Genomic DNA, 15086 nt, shown 5'->3' with positions numbered 1-15086 from the left:
GAGGAGCCACACATGAATCTCAGTGCGCCTACACAGCTTATTTTCATCATATCCCTTGTTATCGCCATTCTCGGCCTCCTTGCCGCTTTCGGCGTCCTTGCGTTCATTCCCATACCCGCGGTTTGGATTGCCCTCATCGCTTATATCGTGCTTGCCGGTGGCTGCTTGATGCGCGGCGCCTAGTGCATGTCGCCCAAAAGTGCGCAGCGGTTTTGGGTCAACGATATGCATAAAAACAAAGGCTTAAAGCGCGTTGCATAGATTTTTTGCGGACGCGACGCGCTTTAAGCACTCAAATCTCAGGCAATTCGGAGCGCCCGGCCACAAGCCGGGCGCTTTTGATTCTGAGGGCTGGTCTGCTACAGTTCCCCAGCGGAAGGAAAATTCATGTCCGCCAAAGGCGAAGACGGCAGCAATCATCACAGCCCCGGCCTCGGCCAGTTCGAGATGATGCGGTGCGCGCCCGGCCTTGGGCTTCACGGCGCGGTCACCGACATCTGCTTCTATCGCGAAACGGCACCGGGCTATTTCCGCGACGTCGAATATGCATCGCTGACCGTGCCGCTGGTCATCAGCTTTGCCGAACCCTTCTCCATCGGTCTCGGCAAGGACCCCAGCGACAATGACCGCTTCGCCAGTTTCGCCGCCGGCCTCTACGCCGGTCCGGTGGTGATCGAATCCTACGGTGGCGCCTGCTGCGTCCAGGTCAATTTCACGCCGCTCGGCGCCCGCCGCTTCTTCGGCCTTCCGATGAGCGAGCTGACCGACCGCATGGTAGGCCTCGACGATGTGCTCGGCCTTGAAGGCATCGCGCTGCGCGAAAGGCTTGGAAACGCGCGCGACTGGAGCGCGCGCTTTGCCATCGTCGAGGCGTTCGTCGCCGAACGGCTGGCTGAGGCCCGGGAAACGCAGGCCGAAATCGCTTGGGCCTATGAACGGATCATCGCCTCGGGCGGCCGCATTCGCGTCTCATCGCTCGCCGACAGGCTGGGCTGGAGCCGCAAGCATCTCTTGGGGAAATTCTCCAACGCGATCGGGGTCGGGCCAAAGACATTGTCGCGCATCGTCCGCTTCAACCGGGCGCTCGGCCATTCAAAGCGGGACAAATCCGACTGGGCTGATATCGCCGCCGACTGCGGCTATGCCGACCAGGCGCATCTGGTTCGCGAATTCCGCGATCTTGCCGGCGAAACGCCGACGACGCTTGCCGTCCAGGCATAGACGCGCAGGGTCCTTGCCTCAGGTAACATTTCTTCAAGACGCCGAAACGGCCTTCGCCCAGACTGGGGTATCGACCAACCCAACTGAAGGAGACCGTCATGACCACATCAGTCGAACCGCCCCGGCTCTATCCGACCTTGCGCTATCGCAATGCCGCAAAGATGATCGACTGGCTGGGTGAAGCCTTCGGCTTTGCCGTTCATGCCCGCTACGGCGAAGGCGATATTGTCCATCACGCCGAACTGACTTTCGGCTCCTCGATGATCATGCTGGGCACTGCACGCGACGACAAGTTTGGCCAGATGGTCGGTGCACCGAGCCAGGGTGGTGGCAGATCGATCTACGTTGCCGTTGACGATGCCGATGCCGCCTATGCCAAAGCAAAAAAGGCCGGAGCCGAAATACTGGAAGAGCTGACTGACCGCGACTATGGCAGCCGCGAGTTCATCTGCCGCGATCCGGAAGGCAATGTCTGGTCGTTTGGTACCTACTGGCCGAAGGCCGCCGAGCCCGCCAGCTAACGCGCGAGGCCAAAGATGGCGTCGCAGTCGAGGTGTATCTCCAGCTCGGCTGCGACCTCGTCCAGCGCCCGTTCGACCTCGGCGCGATAGTCGATGCCGCCGCCTTTGACGCCAAGGTTTTCCAGGAATTTCGCCCGAAAAGCGTCGGCGGAAAACAGCCCGTGCAGATAGGTGCCCGATACCTTGCCGTCGGTCGAGATGGCGCCGTCATCGATGCCGTTGATGACGGCGGACGGCCGCAGCGTGTCCGGACCGGTGGTGCGGCCGAGATGGATCTCGTAGCCTTGCAGCGGCAGGTCGAATTGCACCGAGCGCGCGCTGACATTGCGCACCGTCTTTTCCGGCTCCATCACCGTTTCGACGTCGAGCAGGCCAAGCCCTTCGGTCTCGGGAACACTGCCCTCGATACCGTCGGGATCGCGCACGATTTTGCCCAGCATCTGGAAGCCGCCGCAGATGCCGACAATGTAGCCGCCGCGCTTGCGATGCGCGAGAAGGTCGCGATCCCAGCCATTCTCGCGAAATTTCAGGAGATCGGCGATCGTCGATTTCGAACCGGGGATGACCACCAGCCCGGCATCCTGCGGCAGCGTCTTTCCCGGCGGCACGAAGACCACCTCGACCTGCGGTTCGGCCTTGAGCGGGTCGAGATCGTCAAAGTTGGCGATGCGGCCGAGCATCGGCACCGCCACCTTCAGCGCCCGTTTCTCGCCAGAGGCCAGCCGTTCCAGCACAACCGAATCCTCTGATGGCAGCCGCGCCGCCGCCTTCAGCCACGGCACGACGCCGAAGCAGCGCCATCCCGTGAATTTTTCGATCGATTTGATGCCGTCCTCGAACAGCGAGACATCGCCGCGGAACTTGTTGATGAGGTAGCCGACGATCATGCGCCGGTCCTCTTCCGGCAGGATCAGGTGTGTGCCGGCGACCGAGGCGATGACGCCGCCGCGATCGATATCGCCGACGAGGATCACCGGCACGTTGGCGCGCGTGGCAAAGCCCATATTGGCAATGTCGCGGCTCCTGAGATTGATCTCGGCCGGCGAGCCGGCGCCCTCGACGATGACCAGATCGGCGCCCTCACCGACCTTTGTCCAAGAGTCCAGCACCGCATCCATCAGCCGCCCCTTCAGCGCCTGGTAGTCACGCGCCCTTGCCTCGCCGAACACCTTGCCCTGCACCACCACTTGCGCGCCGATATCGGTCTGCGGCTTGAGGAGCACTGGGTTCATGTGGACGGAAGGCGTCACGCCACAAGCGATCGCCTGCAGCCATTGGGCGCGGCCGATCTCGCCACCGAGTTTGTCACCCGGAATGTCGGCGACGGCAGCGTTGTTCGACATGTTCTGCGGCTTGAACGGCCGCACCTTCAGCCCGCGTTTTTTCGCCGCGCGGCACAGACCCGCGACCAGCACCGTTTTGCCGACATCGGAGCCCGTGCCTTGCAGCATGATCGCCCTGGCCATCAGTCCTTGCCCTGTGCCGTCGTTCCGGTGATCGTCGATTTTGCCGCCAGCGGCCCGTCACGCCAGATGTAGAGCGCAAGCAGCGGCTCCTTGCCGGTGCGCATGGCGTGGCTGACATTGGAGGCATGGTGGATCACCTCACCCGCCTCGCGCCTGCGAAATTCCCCCTCGCCCATGCGCCATTGCGTGCCGCCGGTCAGCGGAATGTAGATCTCCTCGGCGACGTGATGATGGTCGGGATAGACGATGTCAGGTCCGAGGATCAGCAGACCGGCCGCAACCTCGTCATTGACGAAATGGCCGCGCGTACCAAAGATCTCCAGCCAGCCGTATCTGGCCAGGAATTCCGCGCCGAAATCGGCAGCGCTGTAGGTCTGGCCCCAGCGCAGCTCATTGCGATGCGCCGTGAGGAACCGCGCCAGCGATCTGGCATCTGGCGGCGCAAGTTCCGCTGCGCGATCGAGATAGCGAAGGCAAGGCAGGCGATGCGGCTCGAGCGGACGGACCGGCATGTCCCAGCCGATCCGGGTCACCGCATCGCCTACCAGCGCATCATCGAAGGTTTCGAGATAGGTTCGGAAATGCTCAAGCAGTTCATTTGAATTCGTCGACACATCTGGCTCCGATTCACGCACAGCCGTTCCGCGGAGGGTCGGCTTGCGCGGCGGCATCATTGGTCTAGATTGGTGCGCGCGCAAAGCCAAAAACGACAGGCCAGCAGGCCGGAAACATCAGGGAGCACGCCATGGACGCCGCTGTCGATGCGAGCACCAGCCAGTTCGAACTCAACGAGGACCAGCGCGCGATCCAGGAGATGGCCGAGGCCTTCGCCGCCGACCGCGTCGCGCCGAACGCGCTCGACTGGGACCGCAACAAGCATTTTCCGGCGGATGTGATCCGCGAAACCGGCCCGCTCGGCCTCGGCGGCATCTATGTCAGTGACGATGTCGGCGGCTCGGCGCTCGGCCGGCTCGACGCGGTGCTGATCTTCGAAGCGCTTTCGCGCGCCGATCCGGCCTTTTCCTCCTTCATCTCGATCCACAACATGGCGGCGTCGATGATCGACCGCTTCGGCAGCGACGAGCAACGCCAGCACTTCCTGCCGAAGCTGACCTCGATGGAATGGCTGGCCAGCTATTGCCTGACCGAGCCGGGCTCGGGTTCGGATGCGGCGGCGCTGAAGACGCGCGCGATGAAAAGCGGCGGCGACTATGTGCTGAACGGCGTCAAGCAGTTCATCTCGGGCGCCGGCGACAGCGACATCTACATCGTCATGGCGCGCACCGGTGCCGATGGGCCGAAGGGTATTTCCACTTTCGTCGTGCCGAAGGATGCGCCCGGCCTGTCCTTCGGTTCCAACGAGCACAAGATGGGCTGGCACATGCAGTCGACCCGCCAGGTTGTGTTCGAGGACTGCAAGGTTCCGGCGCAAAACCTGCTCTCGGCCGAAGGCGCCGGCTTTTCCATCGCCATGGGCGGGCTCGACGGCGGCCGGCTCAACATCGCCGCCTGTTCGCTGGGCGGCGCGCAATCGGCGCTCGACAAGGCGCTGTCCTACACCGCCGAGCGCAAGGCCTTCGGCTCCAAAATCAACCAGTTCCAGGCGCTGCAATTCAAGCTCGCAGACATGGAGACCGAGCTGCAGGCAGCACGGATATTCCTCTACGCCGCCGCCTCGAAGCTCGACCGCAAGGCCCCGGATGCCTCGAAATGGTCGGCGATGGCCAAGCGCTTCGTCACCGACATCGGCTTCGACGTCGCCAATGACGCGCTGCAACTGCATGGCGGCTACGGCTATTTGCACGATTACGGCATCGAGAAGCTGGTGCGGGATCTGCGCGTCCACCAGATCCTCGAAGGCACCAACGAGATCATGCGCGTCATCATCGCACGTGCCCTGATCGGCCGTTGACGCCAATGCATGTCGCCCAAAAGTGCGCAGCGGTTTTGGGATAACGACATGCATGAAAACAAAAATCGGAGAAAAACGATGACCACCATCGCCTTCATCGGCCTCGGCAACATGGGCAATCCGATGGCCGCCAACCTCGTCAAGGCGGGACACACAGTGCACGGCTTCGACCTGATGCCGGAGAACCTTGTCATCGCCAGGGATCATGGCGTCGTCGTCATGGCCAATGCCCTTGCCGCGGTGAAGGGGGCCGATGTGGTCATCACCATGCTGCCGGCCGGCAAGCACGTCCTGTCGGTCTACGAAGACATCGCGCCCAAGGCGAAACAAGGCGCGCTGTTCATCGATTCCTCGACCATCGACGTCGAATCGGCGCGAAAAGCCCACGCCATTGCTGCCAAACATGGGTTGCTGTCGATCGACGCGCCGGTTTCCGGCGGCACCGGCGGCGCAACCGCCGGCACGCTGACCTTCATGGCCGGGGGCTCGGAGGATGCCTTCGCCAAAGCCGAGCCAATCCTCACGCCGATGGCCGGCCGCATCGTCCACTGCGGCGGCGATGGCGCCGGACAGGCGGCAAAGATCTGCAACAACATGATTTTAGGCATTTCGATGATCGGCGTCGCCGAAGCCTTCGTTCTGGCGGAAAAGCTCGGCCTGTCGCATCAGGCGCTGTTCGACGTCGCCTCGACCTCGTCGGGCCAGTGCTGGTCGCTGACCACCTACTGCCCGGTGCCCGGCCCGGTGCCGACATCTCCGGCCAACAATGGCTACATGCCGGGGTTTGCCGCAGCACTGATGCTGAAGGACCTGAAACTGTCGCAGGAAGCCGCGCAAAGCGCCGGTGCCGTGACGCCGCTCGGCGCCGAGGCCGCCCAGCTCTACGCGCTGTTCAACGCCCAGGGACACGCCGGTGTCGATTTTTCTGGCATCATAAATTTCCTGCGCGGTACCCCTGCGTAATGCATGTCGCCCAAAAGCTTGCTCTCGGGCTTGACCCGAGGGTGCGCAACTCGACAGGGCTTTTTGATTTCCTGGCAAAGAAACATCGCAAATTTAGATTTGCTTAAACTCTCGATAACCCGCCGGTAACGATGTGCCTGTAAAACGGAATGCGAGGCGGCATATCGCATCCGCCCGGCGCTCCGGATCAGGTCTCGCGTACCGGAGCCCGTAAGTTTCGCAAGTGTTCTGGTAGCGAAGCGCCATGCGTATCTGGCAAAGCCGCGTTCCGATGGAGCGCGGTTTTTGCGTTTCGCCGTATCGTGCGAGCTTACGTGGAAAGATGTTTTGATGGTGGATGGCCGCAACTGCGCACGGGAGGGAAGCCCGGATCGACGGTGACCAGCGTTAAACAGGTCCCACCATCGCCTGTGTAATCGGGGCACCCACAGTTGCCGTGCCCCTCAATATGCGCGTGGCACGGACTCCCGAACCCAAACCCGTCGTCAGGCAACTGTACACTTGCTCGCGCCAGCATCGCTGCGGCCTCTTTCCTCGCGCTGATGATCAAGAACGCGGCTTTTTCCAGAACTTCCGATTGTTCAACCGTGAGATCTTCCCGAGACAGATGTTTAAACACGTGTCACTCCCTCTGCTTCCGACAAACCCGACGAAGTACACATCCTTGACAGCCAAGCTGATCGAAAGGCGCGCAATTTCCTCTCGCTGCCGATCGGGTGAAGTTGACAGCACCGGACTTACAGATGGCTTACGAACGTCACGGCTGAGCGGCTGGCGGTCGATCTCTTCGCTTTCTCGAAAGGCCGCTTCGGATGGAAGCCGTAACCCAATGCGGTCTTTCAGTCGCGAGCGCCGCTTGCTGGAACTCGGTCAATCAGTCGGAGACCCAATGGTATTTTTAACGGAACACTAATATACATGGACGCTCGGACGAGCAGCGCCTGCCAATACTTGAGGTAAGCCATGCGAAAGTTCATCTTCACGGCAATGTGTATCGCCGCCGCAACAGCCGCCAACGCCCACGATTGGTACGAAGACAAGATTGACCCACAGACGAAATTCAAGTGTTGCGGTGGCTCTGATTGCCGCGCCATACCTCGGTCTTCGGTGCGGTCCAGGATAGACGGCGGTTACACTTATTTGCCGCATAACTTCACTATTCCAAGGGACCGCGTACAGGAATCCCCTGACGGCCAATACCATATCTGCGAGAATACATACGCCGTAACTAATCAGCTGTATTGGCGTTGCTTTTTCGCACCTCGTGTCGATGTCTCTCTACTTCTCACACGTTAAGGTAAATATTGCGCGTCACTGCCGGAGTGCTCGTAGCGACCCCTGGTGAGCGGCTGTTCCGGGATATCGACCTGGGGCAGAACCGATACGGCGCGTATCAGATTGATGTTGCGTTCGATGACCCATCGAATGTTTCTGATAGCTGACCCTCTAGGGTTGTATTTCAGGGCGTAGAGACCTGATTGCCGCCCTCGCGGCCGATCCTCGCCTGGCGAGCTCTTCGGCAGAATGGGGCATTCAAACGCCGGGCGTCCGGTTGCAGGACGCCCGGCAATTGTCCTTGCCTTACCGCTTGCGCAAATCGGCTTGCGCCAGATCAAGCGCCTTGGCGATGCGTTCGCAGGCCATGTCGATCGTCTCGCTCGTCCAGATCAGCGGCGGCGACAAGATCATCGTGTCGCCGGTGGCGCGCAGCATCATGCCTTGCGCGATTGCGTGGTCGCGGACAATCACGGCCGCGCTCCCGGCCGGCAGGAAACGCTCCTTGGTCGCCTTGTCCCTGACGATCTCGATCGCCCCCATCAGCCCGATCGAGCGCACTTCGCCGACCAGATCGTGACCGCCAATGTGCTCCTGCAGCGCCTTGGCGAAATAGGGTCCGGTGTCGTTCTTGACCCGATCGACCAGACCTTCCCGCTCCATGATCTCGAGGTTTTTCAGCGCCACGGCGCAGGCCACGGGGTGGCCGGCATAAGTATAGCCGTGATTGAACTCGCCGCCCTTCTCGACCAGAGTCGCGGCGATGCGGTCGCCGACCAGCAGCGCCGACAGCGGCTGATAACCGGAGGTCAGCGCCTTGGCGGTGGTGATGGTATCGGGCTCGATGCCGAAGGTCTGAGCTGCGAACCACTCGCCGGTGCGTCCATAGCCGGTGATGACCTCGTCCAGCATCAGGAGGACATCGTATTTGCGGCAGATGCGCTGTACTTCCGGCCAATAGCTCATCGGCGGTATCTTCACGCCGCCTGCCCCCATCACCGGTTCGCCGATGAAGGCGGCGACCTTGTCGGCGCCGGCTTCGAGGATTGCATCCTCGACGGCCTTGGCCGCGCGCAGGCCGAAATCATGGTCGCTTTCACCAGGCAGAGCCAGCTCGTAGGCATAAGGCATCATCACATGGACGATGTTGGGAACCGCGCCGTTGAGCTGCTTGTGCATCGGCTCCATGCCGCCCAGCGACGTACCGGCAATGGTCGAGCCGTGATAGGCCGTCTTGCGCGAGATGATGCGGTTCTTCTCCGGCTTGCCTTCCAGTGCCCAATAGTGGCGGACAAGCCGCAGCGCCGTGTCGTTGGCCTCCGAACCGGACGACCCGTAGATCACCTGGTTGACGTGTTTCGGCGCCAGTTCCGCCAGCTTTTTGGCCAGCAGTACCGGGGTCGGTGTCGAGCATTTGAAGAAGGAATTGTAATAAGGCAGTTCCTTCATCTGGGCGTAAGCCGCGTCGGCCAGCTCGTCGCGTCCGTAACCGACATTGACGCACCATAGCCCGGCCATGCCGTCGAGGATTTCCGTGCCTTCGGAATCGTAGATGAACGGACCGTTGGCGTGGGTGATGATGCGTGAGCCCGCCTCGCGCATCTCCTTATGGTCGGTGAACGGATGAAGGTGATGCGCGGCATCGATCTGCTGAAGCTGCTTCAGCGAATAATTTTGATAAGTCATGTCTGATCTTTCCTCTTTGAACCAATCGGCGTTTTGCCGGGGCGGATTCGTCAGAGGTGCGCGGGCGGCGAATAGCCGATGCGGGCGCAAAGCCGCAAAAGCTCGGCGCGAAGCGTGCGCGGCGACGGCGTCACCGCCACCCCAAATGCGCGACATGTCTTCATCCGAGCCATGCAGCACCTTATGCCGCCCGATACGATCAGTTCAAGCAGTTCCGTTCAGGCCGTTCCGTTCAGCGCACGTTGCAGGAAGACATACTTCATCGCCGCCTGTGCTGCCTGCGGCCGACGATCGCCGCGCCCGCCATGGCCGCCCTCGGTCTCCTCGAAGAACAGCGTATTGGCGTGCCCGGCGGCCTGCAGCCGCGCCGCCATCTTGCGCGCATGGCCGGGATGGACGCGGTCGTCGGCGGTCGACGTTGTCAGCAGCACCGGCGGATAGGCCGCATCGGTCTTTACATGCTGATAAGGTGAGTAAGCGGCCAGCCACGCGGCCTCCTCCGGCTTCGCCGGATCGCCATACTCGGCCATCCAGGATGAGCCGGGCGGCAGCTCGGTATAACGCAGCATGTCGAGCAGCGGCACGTCGATGATCACAGCACCGAAAAGCTCCGGATGCTGGGTCAACGAAACGCCAGTCAGCAAGCCGCCATTCGAGCCGCCCTGGATACCGAGCGTCGCCGGCGTGGCGATGCCACGTTTCACCAGGTCCTGCGCGACCGCGGCGAAATCGTCGAAGGCCTTCTGACGATTGGCCTTGAGCGCGGCCTGATGCCAGTTCGGGCCGAACTCGCCGCCGCCGCGGATATTGGCCTGTACATAGGCATTGCCCTTTTCCAGCCACAGCCTGCCGCGCACACCGGCATAGCCGGGCAGCAACGGCACTTCGAAGCCGCCATAGCCGTAAAGCAGCGTCGGCACCGGCCCGTCCTGGTCGCGCCGCCTGACGACGAAGTACGGGATCATAGTGCCGTCTTTCGAGCGTGCCTCGAACTGTTCCGAGACAAGGGAGGCAGAATCGAAACGCGCCGGCTGCGATTTCACCGTCATAAGCGTCGCAGCATTGTCGTCCGACCAGATGATCGAACTCGGCGTCAGAAAATCGGTGAAGGAGAAGGAGACGCTGGAGCCGAAATGTTCGGCATGGGCGATGCCGACATTGCCATTCTCCGGCAGCGCGACAGGCTCTAGCGACCAGCTGTCATGGTTGCGCTCGCAGACGACGACCTTGCCGCGTACATTGTCCATCAGATTGATGAACAACCGGTCCTGCGTACGGGCAATGCCGGCGATGGAAACGCGCTGCGCCGGCTGGAGCACGGTTTCCACCTGATCTAGCGCACCGGTTTCGATCCAGCGTGCGAAATCCAGCGAATAGAGGCCGTCAGGCTGGCACAGCGTGCCGTCCGGCGCCGTCCACGGACTGCGCACCCCAAAGACGAACTGATCCCGAAACAGTGCCGTGTCGGTGACGTCATCCGGCAGCGGAATGCGCCTGTTTTGGCCGGAAGGCAGACGCAGAAAACTGTGCGAGGCGAAGAAGTCGAGCGTCCGGGTCAGGAACAGATGCCGCTTGTCGCCGTCGTATTCGAGGGAACCGCCGGCGGCGAGATCCTGCTTCTGCGCCTCGAAGATCGGCGTCGCATCCTCCAGCCTGGCGCCGCGCTGCCAAAGCTTGACCACGCGCGGATAACCGGACTGGGTTTTTTCGTCCTCCTCGAAGGCAGCCGAGACGATGACCGTGTCCTTGTCCAGCCAGCCGAAGCCGGACTTCGAGGCGGGTGCGCGAAAGCCGCCCTCGACAAAGGATTTGGTGTCGATGTCGAATTCGCGCATCTCACTGGCGTCGCCGCCATCCGGCGACATCGAGAGCAGGCAGCGGGTGAAGTCGGGATAAAGCCGGCTGGCGCCGCTGAACACCCATTTCACGCCCTCTTTCGCCGACAGCATGTCGAAGTCGATGATCGTCTCCCACTGCGGTTTGTCGGTCTTGTAGGAAGCGACCGTCGTGCGTCGCCAGAGGCCGAGCACATTGGTCTCGTCCTGCCAGAAATTATAGACGTGGCCGTTGAGTGCAGACCCGACCGCAATGTTGTCTTCGGCCGTCATCAGGTCGAGCGCGGTCTGGAAGGCGGCCTGGTAGGACGGATCGCCCTGCAATTCACCTGTTGTAACCGCGTTCTGACGGTGAACCCAGTCGAGCGCTTCCTTGCCTGTCCTGTCCTCCAGCCAGAGAAAGGGATCCTCGGCCACGCCGGATGAATCTGGCTGCTTTTGTGTCATAGCTTTGGTCATGTGGTCTCCGAAATCGTCAAGCTCGGTGCCGCAAACATCGGCATGGCGCTATCGAGATTCAATTGAAACACGTAAAACGAACAGACTCCGTAGTCTCCATAGGCAAGCCTTCTGCGTAGGGTGCAAGGGAACTTCATGCAACGTCTCTACATTGCGAATGAGAAGTTTGATGCGGTCAACGGCACAGGATGGAAGGAGTACATCCAGTGGTCGGGCCTCACACAGTTGAGCGAGGTCGTCACGCTCGACGGGATGCTCTGCCCGGTCGCACTGGCAGATACGAAGGACAGCTACTGGCCTCATATTGTGAACGAAGACTACATGCTCGACTTCTTTGTGGATCTGGACTTCCTTCTTTCGGAATTGGTCGACGCGAACGACCTCAACGTCCTTGGTGTGATCCGACGGCCCTCAACGGACGTGCGCCACCTTGACTGGAATGGATTCACGTTCCTTGGCTACGACTTGCTGGACCAGGACGTCTCAACAAGCGCGCTAACCAATTGCGGCGGCTTTCCGGAAGCATTCGCGAACTCGGAACTCTCCAGCGTCGGACTGATCCCAGACTTTGATCGTGCTGTTGAAATTCAAGGAACGCTACGCAGCAAATACTATCCACCGGAACACCATGCCGATTGTGACCTATGGGCTATTTTCAGACGGCAAGGCAATTGAGGGCTTACAGCACTTCGATACGAATCTCACACGATCCGCCGCCGCATGACGGTTGTAACCGCCAGCGCCAGGCAGATCGCGCCGAGTGTGATCGGCAGGCCGCCCGCACCGAGAATATTCATGGCGCCGCCCGCCAGCGGCGGCACTGCGATGCCGCCGACGCCCCACATCAGCGAGAAGGCGGCGTTGCCGGCGACCAGCGCCGAGCCGGTGAACCGCTCGCCGAGCTCGATGATCGACATCGTGTAGATGCCGTAAGAAGCCGCGCCCCAGACAAAGACGCATGGCCAGATCAGCGGCGTTTCGATGAGAACCGGCAACAACGCGCATCCGAGCACCGTCATTGAAACGCAGATAAACCGCACCAGACGCGCCGTCAGCCGTTCCGCCAGCAGGCCGAGCGGCACCTGCATGGCGATGTTGCCGGCTATCATCATCGACAGCAGCGCCGACATGCGGGATTCCGCGATGCCATAATGCGTGCCATAGACCGGCAGCAGCGCCAGTACTCCCTGTTCGAAACCGGCGGCCACGACGACCGCGGACAACAGCAGCCATGCCATCGGTATAAACCCCATGACCGAAACTCGGTGCCCGGCCTCATCGACCTTTGGCAGCCGTCGCAGCACCAGCGCCAGGCAGGCGCCGCAAAAGACGAACGCGGCGATGCCGACGAGAAATGGCGGCCAGCCTTCGGTGCCGACGGCAAGCAGGCACAGCGGACCGGCGGCGAAACCTGCCGAAATGACTGTGGAATAGATCCCCATGACACGACCACGGCGTTTCGGCGGCGCCAGCGCGATCACCCAGATCTCGCTCAGCACATAGAGCGGATTGGTCACCACGCCGATCAGGAAGCGCAGCGGAAACCATAGGTACACATTTTGCGTCCAGCCGATCAGCGCTAGAACGATCGCGGAAAGGGCGGCGCAGGTGAGCGCGGTGCGCCCTGCCCCGAACCGGCGCGCCAGCGCCGGGATGAGCGGCGACGAAACGATAAAGCCGACCGGCGTCATCGCCGCCGACAGCCCGATCATGGCTGGCGAGACGCCCTGGCGCTGCAGGATGAAGCTCAACAGCGGATAACTCAGCCCTTGCGCGATGGCGAACACCGAAACGGTGGCGATCACGCCGGTGATCGCCGCCCACTGCATTCTCTCGCTGTCGCTCTGGTCCACCCGGATCATGATCGCACCAATAAGGAACCTGCACGATTAGCGTTTCGGCGGCGTGCCGGGAAGCACCGGCGGCGAGAACCGCTTGCGCCAGCCAGAGAAGCCCTTCAGCCCCGGAGCCGTCATGTCGCTTCCCTCGTCCTAGTGGTCGCCGCCTCCGCAATGGCGGGACGGCTGGCGGTCCATTATGCCGCCGCACTGTCGCAGCGTACGAGGCCTATTATGACCGCCGCCCTTCATCCCGCCGAACCGGCACTGGCAAACGACCGCGCCCGTCGTGGCGGCCGCGCGGGGAAGCGCGCCGGCGCAGCGGTGGCGTTCGAGCAGCCGCCTTTCCGTCAGCTGAAAATTCCGCTGACGCCGACGAAGCTGGTATCCGACGACGAGCTGGAATCGATCCACCTCGCCTCGCTGCGCGTTCTCAGGGAAATCGGCGTCGACGTGCTGCACGACGAGGCAAGACGCATCATGAAGGCGCATGGCGCGGATGTCCGCGAAGGCAGCGAGCGGGTCCGCTTCGACAGCGACATGATCCTTGAACTCGTTTCGCACTGCCCGTCGGAATTCACCATCCACGCCCGCAATCCGGCGCATAATGTTCGCTTCGGCGGCGACAATCTGATCATCTCGATGATGGCGTCGGCGCCCAATTGTTCCGACATCGATCGCGGTCGCAGGCCGGGCAACCAGCAGGACTACCGCAACTTCCTCAAGCTCGCGCAGATGCATAACATCCTGAACTGCACGGGCGGTTATCCGGTCGAGCCGATCGATATCCATCCGTCCGTCCGGCACCTGGAATGCATCCGCGATTTGAGCATGCTCACCGATAAGGTGTTTCACATCTATTCGCTCGGCAAAGAGCGCAATGTCGATGGCATCGAGATCACCAGGATCGCGCGCGGCATCAGCGACGAGCAACTGCTCGAAGAGCCGTCGGTGTTCACCATCATCAACACCAATTCGCCGCTCAAGCTCGATGTGCCGATGATGGAAGGCATTATCCAGATGTCGAGCAAGGGCCAGGTCGTCATCGTCACGCCGTTCACCCTGTCGGGCGCGATGGCGCCCGTGACCATCGCCGGTGCGCTGGTGCAGCAGAATGCGGAAGCGCTGTCCGGCATCGCCTTCGCACAGATGGTGCGCAAGGGCGCCCCTGTCGGCTATGGCGGCTTCACCTCCAATGTCGACATGAAGTCCGGCGCGCCGGCCTTCGGCACGCCGGAATACATGAAGGCGCAATTGGTCGGCGGCCAGCTCGCCCGCCGCTACAACATCCCTTACCGCACCTCCAACACCTGCGCCGCCAACACGGTCGACGCGCAGGCGGCCTATGAAAGCGTGTTCTCGCTGTGGGGCGCCATCCAAGGTGGCGGCAATCTGATGATGCATGCGGCCGGCTGGCTGGAAGGCGGCCTGCGCTGCTCCTATGAGAAGACCATTCTGGACATCGACCTGCTGCAGATGGTGGCGGAATTTTTGACCCCGCTCGACCTTTCGGAGGAAGCACTCGGCTTCGACGCTATCCAGTCGGTCGGACCCGGCGGGCATTTCTTCGGTACCCAGCACACCCAGGACCGCTACAAGACCGCCTTCTATTCCCCTGTTATCTCCGACTGGCGCAATTTCGAGACCTGGGCCGAAGCCGGATCGCCAACGGCTCTCGAAAAGGCCAACAAGGTGTGGAAGGAACGGCTGGCGTCCTACGAAGAGCCCTACATGGACCCGGCCATTCGCGAAGAACTCAACGCATTCGTCGAAAAACGCCGGTCCGAAGGCGGCGCGCCGACCGATTTTTGATGATTGTGTCGTTGATGAACTGATCATTCGTATGGATTTGATGAACGGTCGACCCCCACTCCGTCGAGCTACGCTCGACACCTCTCCCCCGATCGACG

Annotated in this window: 13 protein-coding genes; 7 read left to right on the top strand and 6 right to left on the bottom strand. The window is 61.7% G+C overall.

All coding sequences use genetic code 11. The annotated features are described in order from the left end of the window. Positions 1-12 precede the first annotated feature (12 nt). The 3 genes from ABID19_RS12950 (at position 13) to ABID19_RS12940 (ending at position 1742) form a co-directional block, all read left to right on the top strand. Entirely contained in the window at positions 13-183 is a 171-nt protein-coding gene (locus tag ABID19_RS12950; RefSeq protein ID WP_095486751.1) for a hypothetical protein, read from the top strand. A gap of 204 nt (positions 184-387) precedes the next feature. Further along, the gene (locus tag ABID19_RS12945) at positions 388-1221 is read left to right on the top strand and encodes a helix-turn-helix domain-containing protein (protein WP_354490986.1); all 834 of its coding nucleotides are present in this window, start codon (positions 388-390) and stop codon (positions 1219-1221) included. Between the two features lie 98 nt (positions 1222-1319). Then, a complete protein-coding gene (locus tag ABID19_RS12940; RefSeq protein ID WP_354490984.1) occupies positions 1320-1742 on the top strand; it encodes a VOC family protein in 423 nt (140 codons plus the stop codon). Here the strand turns inward: ABID19_RS12940 and ABID19_RS12935 are convergent. Both ABID19_RS12935 and ABID19_RS12930 read right to left on the bottom strand, forming a co-directional pair. Continuing rightward, complete coding sequence (locus ABID19_RS12935; protein WP_354490982.1) at positions 1739-3208, bottom strand: cobyric acid synthase; 1470 nt, start codon at positions 3206-3208, stop codon at positions 1739-1741. The genes ABID19_RS12940 and ABID19_RS12935 overlap by 4 nt on opposite strands. Further along, positions 3208-3822 carry a dimethylsulfonioproprionate lyase family protein gene (locus ABID19_RS12930; protein WP_354490980.1) on the bottom strand — a complete coding sequence of 205 codons (615 nt, stop codon included), beginning with the start codon at positions 3820-3822 and terminating at the stop codon, positions 3208-3210. The genes ABID19_RS12935 and ABID19_RS12930 overlap by 1 nt, the downstream gene beginning before the upstream one ends. A 131-nt stretch (positions 3823-3953) precedes the next feature. Between ABID19_RS12930 and ABID19_RS12925 the strand changes: the two genes are divergently transcribed. Both ABID19_RS12925 and mmsB read left to right on the top strand, forming a co-directional pair. Further along, positions 3954-5120 carry an isobutyryl-CoA dehydrogenase gene (locus ABID19_RS12925; protein ID WP_354490978.1) on the top strand — a complete coding sequence of 389 codons (1167 nt, stop codon included), beginning with the start codon at positions 3954-3956 and terminating at the stop codon, positions 5118-5120. A gap of 78 nt (positions 5121-5198) precedes the next feature. Next, positions 5199-6083 (top strand): 3-hydroxyisobutyrate dehydrogenase, encoded by an 885-nt coding sequence (gene mmsB / locus ABID19_RS12920; RefSeq protein WP_354490976.1) that lies wholly within the window; start codon positions 5199-5201, stop codon positions 6081-6083. Positions 6084-6393: 310 nt separating this feature from the next. On the opposite strand, the gene ABID19_RS12915 is transcribed toward mmsB, so the two are convergent. The 3 genes from ABID19_RS12915 to ABID19_RS12905 form a co-directional block, all read right to left on the bottom strand. Continuing rightward, on the bottom strand, positions 6394-6702 hold the full coding sequence (locus ABID19_RS12915; RefSeq protein WP_354490974.1) for a DUF6422 family protein: 309 nt from the start codon (positions 6700-6702) through the stop codon (positions 6394-6396). A 962-nt stretch (positions 6703-7664) separates the two neighbouring features. Then, the gene (locus ABID19_RS12910; RefSeq protein ID WP_352931861.1) at positions 7665-9044 is read right to left on the bottom strand and encodes an aspartate aminotransferase family protein; all 1380 of its coding nucleotides are present in this window, start codon (positions 9042-9044) and stop codon (positions 7665-7667) included. A gap of 218 nt (positions 9045-9262) precedes the next feature. Beyond that, complete coding sequence (locus ABID19_RS12905; protein WP_354490971.1) at positions 9263-11338, bottom strand: prolyl oligopeptidase family serine peptidase; 2076 nt, start codon at positions 11336-11338, stop codon at positions 9263-9265. 135 nt (positions 11339-11473) lie between these two features. Between ABID19_RS12905 and ABID19_RS12900 the strand changes: the two genes are divergently transcribed. Then, complete coding sequence (locus tag ABID19_RS12900; RefSeq protein ID WP_354490969.1) at positions 11474-12013, top strand: hypothetical protein; 540 nt, start codon at positions 11474-11476, stop codon at positions 12011-12013. Positions 12014-12039: 26 nt separating this feature from the next. Here ABID19_RS12900 and ABID19_RS12895 read toward each other — a convergent pair whose 3' ends face one another. Further along, positions 12040-13200: an MFS transporter gene (locus ABID19_RS12895; protein ID WP_354490968.1), complete on the bottom strand. Its 1161-nt coding sequence runs from the start codon at positions 13198-13200 to the stop codon at positions 12040-12042. 210 nt (positions 13201-13410) lie between these two features. Here ABID19_RS12895 and ABID19_RS12890 point away from each other — a divergent pair, with 210 nt between their 5' ends. Continuing rightward, complete coding sequence (locus ABID19_RS12890; protein WP_354490967.1) at positions 13411-14988, top strand: trimethylamine methyltransferase family protein; 1578 nt, start codon at positions 13411-13413, stop codon at positions 14986-14988. The last annotated feature ends 98 nt before the right edge of the window (positions 14989-15086 follow it).

It is taken from the genome of Mesorhizobium robiniae, assembly GCF_040545535.1.
Classification (GTDB): domain Bacteria; phylum Pseudomonadota; class Alphaproteobacteria; order Rhizobiales; family Rhizobiaceae; genus Mesorhizobium; species Mesorhizobium robiniae.
This window is presented reverse-complemented; position numbering and strand designations above follow the sequence as displayed.